Source organism: Rhodovulum sp., assembly GCF_011048875.1.
In the GTDB taxonomy this organism is placed as follows: Bacteria; Pseudomonadota; Alphaproteobacteria; order Rhodobacterales; family Rhodobacteraceae; genus Rhodovulum; species Rhodovulum tesquicola.
Genome location: NZ_DSDD01000032.1, coordinates 1 through 6,192, shown reverse-complemented (window position 1 = coordinate 6,192; position 6,192 = coordinate 1). Strand labels below are relative to the sequence as shown.

The window sequence follows — 6,192 nt, the reverse complement described above, 5'->3', positions numbered from 1 at the left end:
CTAGCGGCCTATTCGGCCGCGCGCGCCTGCGCCTGGTCCGGGCTGTCGCCTTCCTCGCGGGGCTTGGGTGCCCGGGGACGGCGGGCCCGGCGCGGTTTCTCTGCCGGACGTTCCTCGGTCGCCCCGGAGGCGTTGGCGGGGCGTTCCTCGGGGGTCTCGACAAGGGTGCTTTCGCCATCAGTGTCGTCGAGGTCGATCACCTCGGCCATCTCGGCCATGCGCTGGCCGGTCTCGTGGACCGTGGTGTCGCGGCGGGGCTGCTGCTCGCCCTCGGGGCGGTCGTCGGCGCGATCGTCGCGGCCACGCTCGCGGCCCTGCTGGGCCTCGTGCTGCTCGCGGCGGGCGTCCTGCTCGCGTATCGCCTCGCTCAAAAGCCTTGTGTAATGCTCGGCATGCTGCTGGAAGTTCTCGGCCGCGACGCGGTCATTCGAGAGCTGCGCATCACGGGCAAGCTGGTTGTATTTCTCGATGATCTGCTGCGGCGTGCCGCGGACCTTGCCCTCGGGCCCGGAACTGTCGAAGACCCGGTTGACAATATTGCCCATCGAGCGCTGACGGTTCGACTTGGAGCGCGAACGTGACTTGGATGGTCTCATGCGATTACTGGTTTCCAGCCTTGTATTGGCGTGATCGGGCGGGTGCAGCGCCGCGCGGGCGCCTTGGCCTCGTCCGTGTCCTGTCTGCCGACCTGTGTCTGGCTTGTGCAGTGCGGGAGCGCCGAACGGCTCGCTCCCGCGTCCCGTATCTGCGCGCCCCGAGTAAGCACGCCACAAGCGCGCTGACAAGGGAAATCTACACAAAATGCGCCTTTTTGGCGAGGAATGCGCGCGGCACGCAACGTCTGTTCCGTCACGCCCCCGGTGCCGCGGCGCGGGCCTCGACCGCACGGTCACGCCCATCGAGATCGGGATGGAGGGCGAGGATTTCAAGACCCGCGGCGGACAGAAGGGCGCGGACCGCCTGTCCCTGCGTCGGGCCGATCTCGACGATCAGCCGGCCGCCGGGCGCCAGATGCGCCGCCGCCCCGGCGGCGATGGCCCGGTAGGCGGACAGCCCGTCGCCCGCGTCGGTCAGGGCACCCCGCGGTTCATGGGCCAGTTCGGGGGCGAGGCCGGGCATTTCCGAGGCCGCGATATAGGGCGGGTTCGACACGATCAGGTCGAACCGCCCGGAAATGCCCCGGAACCAGTCGGCCTGCAGGAACGCGGCGCGTTCGATGCCCAGCGCCCGGGCATTGTCGCGCGCGACGGCGAGGGCGGGTTCGGAAATATCTGCGCCGATACCTTTGGAATCAGGGCGCTCGGCCAGCAGGGTCAGCAATATGCAGCCCGAGCCGGTGCCAAGGTCAAGCACGCGGCCAAAGGGCGCGGCCAGCGCCGCGGCGATCAGCGTTTCGGTTTCGGGGCGGGGGTCCAGCACGTCGGGGCAGACCCGGAAATCGCGGCCATAGAAGGCGCGGATCCCGGTGATGTGCGAGACGGGTTCGCGGGCGGCGCGGCGCGCGACCGACGCCTCGAACCGGGCGGCGGCCTCGGGCGGCAGCGGATCGGGCAGCACCAGCGTCAGCCGCCCCGGCGCGATCCCCAGCGCGTGCGCCAGCAGGCGGCGCGCATCGCGGGGGGCATCGGGAACGCCTGCCGCTGCCAGACGCGGGATCGCCGCGGCCAGCGCCTGCTGCCCGGTCATCCCTCCATCTCGGCCAGAAGGCTGGCCTGGTCGTCGGCGATCAGCGCGTCGATCACCTCGTCCAGATCGCCCGCCATGATCTGGTCCAGCCGGTAGAGCGTCAGGTTGATCCGGTGGTCGGTCATCCGGCCCTGCGGGAAATTGTAGGTGCGGATGCGTTCGGACCGGTCGCCCGAGCCGACCTGCGATTTCCGCGTCGCGGCGCGTTCGTCCGCGGCCTTCTGGCGTTCCATGTCGTAAAGCCGCGCGCGCAGCACCGCCATGGCGATGGCGCGGTTGTGGTGCTGGGACTTTTCCGAGGACGTGACCACGATGCCGGTAGGCAGGTGGGTGATCCGCACCGCGGAATCGGTGGTGTTGACGTGCTGGCCGCCTGCCCCGCTGGCGCGCATCGTGTCGATGCGGATCTCGGTGGCGGGAATGTCGATATCGACCTCCTCGGCCTCGGGCAGGACGGCGACGGTGGCGGCCGAAGTATGAATGCGCCCGCCCGATTCCGTCTCGGGCACGCGCTGAACGCGGTGGACGCCCGATTCGTATTTCAGCCGGGCAAAGACCCCCTCGCCCTGCACATTGGCGACCACTTCCTTGATGCCGCCCAGTTCGGTCTGGGACTCCTCGAGGATGGTGAATTTCCAGCCCTTCGCCTCGGCGTAACGCTGATACATCCTGAGCAGGTCACCGGCGAACAGCGCGGCCTCTTCGCCCCCCGTTCCGGGGCGAATCTCGATGATGGCGGGGCGGGCGTCGGCGGCGTCCTTCGGCAGCAGCGCCAGGCGCAGGGCCTGTTCCATATCGGGCAGGCGGGCGCGCAGCGCGGGCATTTCGTCCTCGGCCAGCGCGCGCATCTCGGGGTCGGACAGCATCGCCTCGGCCTGGGCGATCTCGTCCATGAGGTGCAGATAGGCGGCGATCTGCTCGGCCACCGGCTTCAGCTCGGCATATTCGCGGCCCACCTGCGCGAAGTCCCCCCGCGCCCCTTCGGCAAGGCGGGCTTCGAGGAATTCGAAGCGGCGGGTGATCTGGTCGAGTTTTTCGCGAGGAACCATGCCGCTCTGTCGCCCGAAGCCGGGGCGCGGTCAAGACCCGAGCCGGGCGCGCAACTGCTCTTGCCAGCGGGCCAGCCGTGCCGCGTTCACGCCCAGATCGGACTGCCCGTAACGCGAGCGCGAGAACGCCGCCCAGGTCGCGCCATCGTCCTTGGGCAGGGCCTTGATCGAGATGTAGTCGGGAAAGCCCATGATCCGCGAGCGCTGGACATAGGTCATCCACAACTCCTCGGGGCTGCCCGCGATGCGGCTTGTGTTCGGCTCGGCCAGCGCGACGGCGTCAATCGCGCGGGCCAGCGCCTCGGGGCTGACGGCATAGGCAGGCGCGGTGCGGTCGCCGCCCTCGGGACGGACGAGGATCGCGTTGGGGGTGCCCGGTTTCTCGGCGGTCAGCGGATCGACATGCCAGACGCCCGGATCGTCCGCAACCTTGCGGAAATAGACCGCACCCGCAGCCGAGGTCAGCATCAGCATGACAGCGAGATACATGAGGATTTTCATTGGCCTGCTCCGTTGTCCTTACGTCTGCTCCAGCCCCAGAGGCAGATCAGTTCGACCGCCACATGCGCCCCTGCGACCGCCGTGATGCCCGAGGGGTCGAAGGGCGGCGAGACCTCGACCACGTCGCCGCCGACCATGTTCAGGCCGGCCAGCCCGCGCAGCATCGCCGCGGCCTGTGCACTGGTCAGCCCGCCCCAGACCGGCGTGCCGGTGCCGGGCGCGAAGGCCGGGTCCAGCGCGTCGATGTCGAAGCTGACATAGGCGGGTACGTCCCCCACCACCTGACGGATGCGGGCGACCGTCGCGGCCGGGCCGTTGTCATGGACGAAGGGCGCGTCGATCACCGTGATCCCCATCGGGTCGGGATTGTCGGTGCGGATGCCCACCTGAACCGAGCGCGCGGGGTCGATCAGCCCCTCGCGCACCGCCTTGCGGAACATCGTGCCGTGGTCGATCCGCTGCGGGCCGCCATCCTCCCAGGTGTCGGAATGGGCGTCGAACTGGACCAGCGCCAGGGCCCCGTGGCGGACGGCATGGGCGCGCAGGATCGGCAGCGAGATCGAATGATCGCCTCCCAGCGCGATGCAGGCCGCGCCCGCATCGAGGATCCCCGCGACATGGGCCTGAAGCACCGCCGGAAACTCCGCCACGGTCGCATAATCGAAGGCCAGATCGCCGTAATCGACGATGTCGAACGCCTCCATCGGGTTGAAGCCCCAGCCATAGGGCGCGTCGCAGGCCTGAAGCGCGCTGGCCTCGCGGATCGCGCGCGGGCCCAGCCGGGTGCCGGGCCGGTTCGTCACCGCCTGATCGAAGGGGATGCCGGTCACCGCCAGATCGACCCCCGCCAGATCCTTGGTCAGCGTGCGCCGCAGGAACGAGGTCACGCCGCCAAAGGCGTTTTCATAGGACAGCCCCCGGTGACCCTGCCGCGTGATCGCGGTGTCCACCTGCCGTTTCGCGTCTTCGAGTGCCATGTCGCCTCCGTTCGGGGGCCACGATACCGCCCTGCGCGCCCCTTGCCAGCCCTGCCTTTACATCCGGGCGCGCATTTGCCCAACTCCCTGCACACGCCCCCAGCCGGAGATTGCCGATGAGCCCCGACGAATCCGATGCCCTGGTCCATGACCCCAAGGGCGGCATGCCCCGGCTGATCGAGATCATGCGCCGGTTGCGCGACCCCCGGACGGGCTGTCCCTGGGATATCGAGCAGGATTTCGCGTCGATTGCCCCCTACACGATCGAGGAAGCCTATGAGGTCGCCGACGCCATCGCCCGCGAGGCATGGGACGAGCTGGAGGGCGAGCTGGGCGATCTGCTGTTGCAGACGGTCTATCACGCCCAGATCGGCGCCGAGGCGGGGCTGTTCGACTTCGACTCGGTGGTCAATGCGATTGCCGACAAGATGGTGGCGCGCCACCCCCATGTCTTCGGCGACGAAAGCCGCGACAAGACCGCCGAGCAGCAGACCCGCGACTGGGAGGCGATCAAGGCGGCCGAGCGCGCGCGGAAGGCCGCGCATGGGGTGCTGGACGACGTGGCGCTGGCCCTGCCCGCGCTGACCCGCGCGGTCAAGTTGCAAAAGCGCGCGGCACGGGTGGGATTCGACTGGCCCGAGATCGGCCAGGTCGTCGACAAGATCGTCGAGGAGGCCCACGAACTGGCCGAGGCGCGGGCCACGATGACCGAGGCCGAGGTGTTCGAAGAATTCGGCGACATGCTGTTCGCCATGGCCAATCTGGCGCGCCACCTGAAGCTCGACCCCGAAGAGGCGCTGCGCGCGACGAATGCGAAATTCACGCGTCGGTTCAATGCGGTGGAGGCCACACTTCGGGAAAGGGGCAAGCGGCCCGAGGACTCGGATCTGGCCGAAATGGATGCGCTGTGGGAGGCGGCGAAGGCGGCCGAGCGGGCGTCCTGAGCGGCGGGCGGCCCCGTTACCCGACAGAAACGATCATGTATTGACCTGACATTTTTTGTCGGATTTAACCGAAGCACAGGATCCGCCAAAGGACAGGAGATTCCGTGACTTTCCGCACCGCCCTGATGGCCAGCGTGGCCGCCGCCATTCTGGCCCCGGCCGCCCAGGCCGACGTGAACATCTATTCCTACCGCCAGCCCGAACTGATCCAGCCGCTGCTGGACGCCTTTACCGCCAAGACCGGGATCGCGACCAATGTGGCCTTTCTGGACAAGGGTCTGGTCGAACGGCTTCAGGCCGAGGGCGCGCGCAGCCCGGCCGACATCATCCTGACCGTCGATATCGCGCGGCTGTCCGAGGCGGTCGCCGCAGGTGTGACGCAGGCCGTCGAGAGCGAAGCGCTGGCCGCCGGTATCCCCGACGCCTTTCGCGACCCCGACAACCACTGGTTCGGCGTGACCACCCGGGCGCGGATCGTCTATGCGTCCAAGGACCGTGTCGATCCGTCCGAGGTGACCACCTACGAGGATCTGGCCGATCCGAAATGGAAGGGGCGGATCTGCACCCGGTCGGGCACGCATGACTACAACCTCGCCCTGTTGTCGGCGGTGATCCACCACCACGGCGAAGAGGCCGCCAGGACATGGCTGGAAGGCGTCAAGGCCAACCTTGCCCGCAAGCCCGAGGGCAATGACCGTGCGCAGGTCAAGGCGATCTGGGCCGGGCAATGCGACATCAGCCTCGGCAACACCTATTACATGGGCCGGATGATCGCCGACCCGGAACAGAAGGACTGGGCGAATGCGGTCAACGTGCTGTTCCCGACCTTCGAGAATGGCGGCACCCATGTGAACGTCTCGGGCGTGGCGATGACAAAGGCGGCGCCGAACCGGGACGAGGCGTTGAAATTCATGGAATTCCTCGCCTCGCCCGAAGCGCAGCAAATCTATGCCGAGGTGAACAACGAATACCCCGTCGCCCCCGGCGCGCAGCCGTCGGACCTGGTGGCAAGCTGGGGCGCGTTCACGCCCGACG

7 protein-coding genes are annotated in these 6,192 nt (G+C 68.4%); 2 read left to right on the top strand and 5 right to left on the bottom strand.

Going from position 1 to position 6,192, the window contains the following annotated elements; translation table 11 throughout:
• Window positions 1-8: 8 nt before the first annotated feature.
• The 5 genes from ENN83_RS01230 to speB form a co-directional block, all read right to left on the bottom strand.
• Window positions 9-596: a DUF4167 domain-containing protein gene (locus ENN83_RS01230; RefSeq protein ID WP_287183115.1), complete on the bottom strand. Its 588-nt coding sequence runs from the start codon at window positions 594-596 to the stop codon at window positions 9-11.
• Window positions 597-849: 253 nt separating this feature from the next.
• Entirely contained in the window at window positions 850-1,686 is an 837-nt protein-coding gene (gene prmC, locus ENN83_RS01225; protein WP_287183113.1) for a peptide chain release factor N(5)-glutamine methyltransferase, read from the bottom strand.
• Entirely contained in the window at window positions 1,683-2,735 is a 1,053-nt protein-coding gene (gene prfA / locus ENN83_RS01220; protein ID WP_287183110.1) for a peptide chain release factor 1, read from the bottom strand. The genes prmC and prfA overlap by 4 nt, the downstream gene beginning before the upstream one ends.
• Before the next feature lie 30 nt (window positions 2,736-2,765).
• The gene (locus ENN83_RS01215; RefSeq protein ID WP_287183107.1) at window positions 2,766-3,236 is read right to left on the bottom strand and encodes a DUF1499 domain-containing protein; all 471 of its coding nucleotides are present in this window, start codon (window positions 3,234-3,236) and stop codon (window positions 2,766-2,768) included.
• A complete protein-coding gene (gene speB / locus ENN83_RS01210; protein WP_287183105.1) occupies window positions 3,233-4,213 on the bottom strand; it encodes an agmatinase in 981 nt (326 codons plus the stop codon). The genes ENN83_RS01215 and speB overlap by 4 nt, the downstream gene beginning before the upstream one ends.
• 116 nt (window positions 4,214-4,329) lie before the next feature.
• On the opposite strand from speB, the gene mazG reads away from it, so the two are divergent.
• Window positions 4,330-5,157: a nucleoside triphosphate pyrophosphohydrolase gene (gene mazG / locus ENN83_RS01205; RefSeq protein WP_287183102.1), complete on the top strand. Its 828-nt coding sequence runs from the start codon at window positions 4,330-4,332 to the stop codon at window positions 5,155-5,157.
• A gap of 125 nt (window positions 5,158-5,282) precedes the next feature.
• On the top strand, window positions 5,283-6,192 hold a 910-nt coding region (locus tag ENN83_RS01200; RefSeq protein WP_287183118.1), incomplete at its 3' end, for a Fe(3+) ABC transporter substrate-binding protein.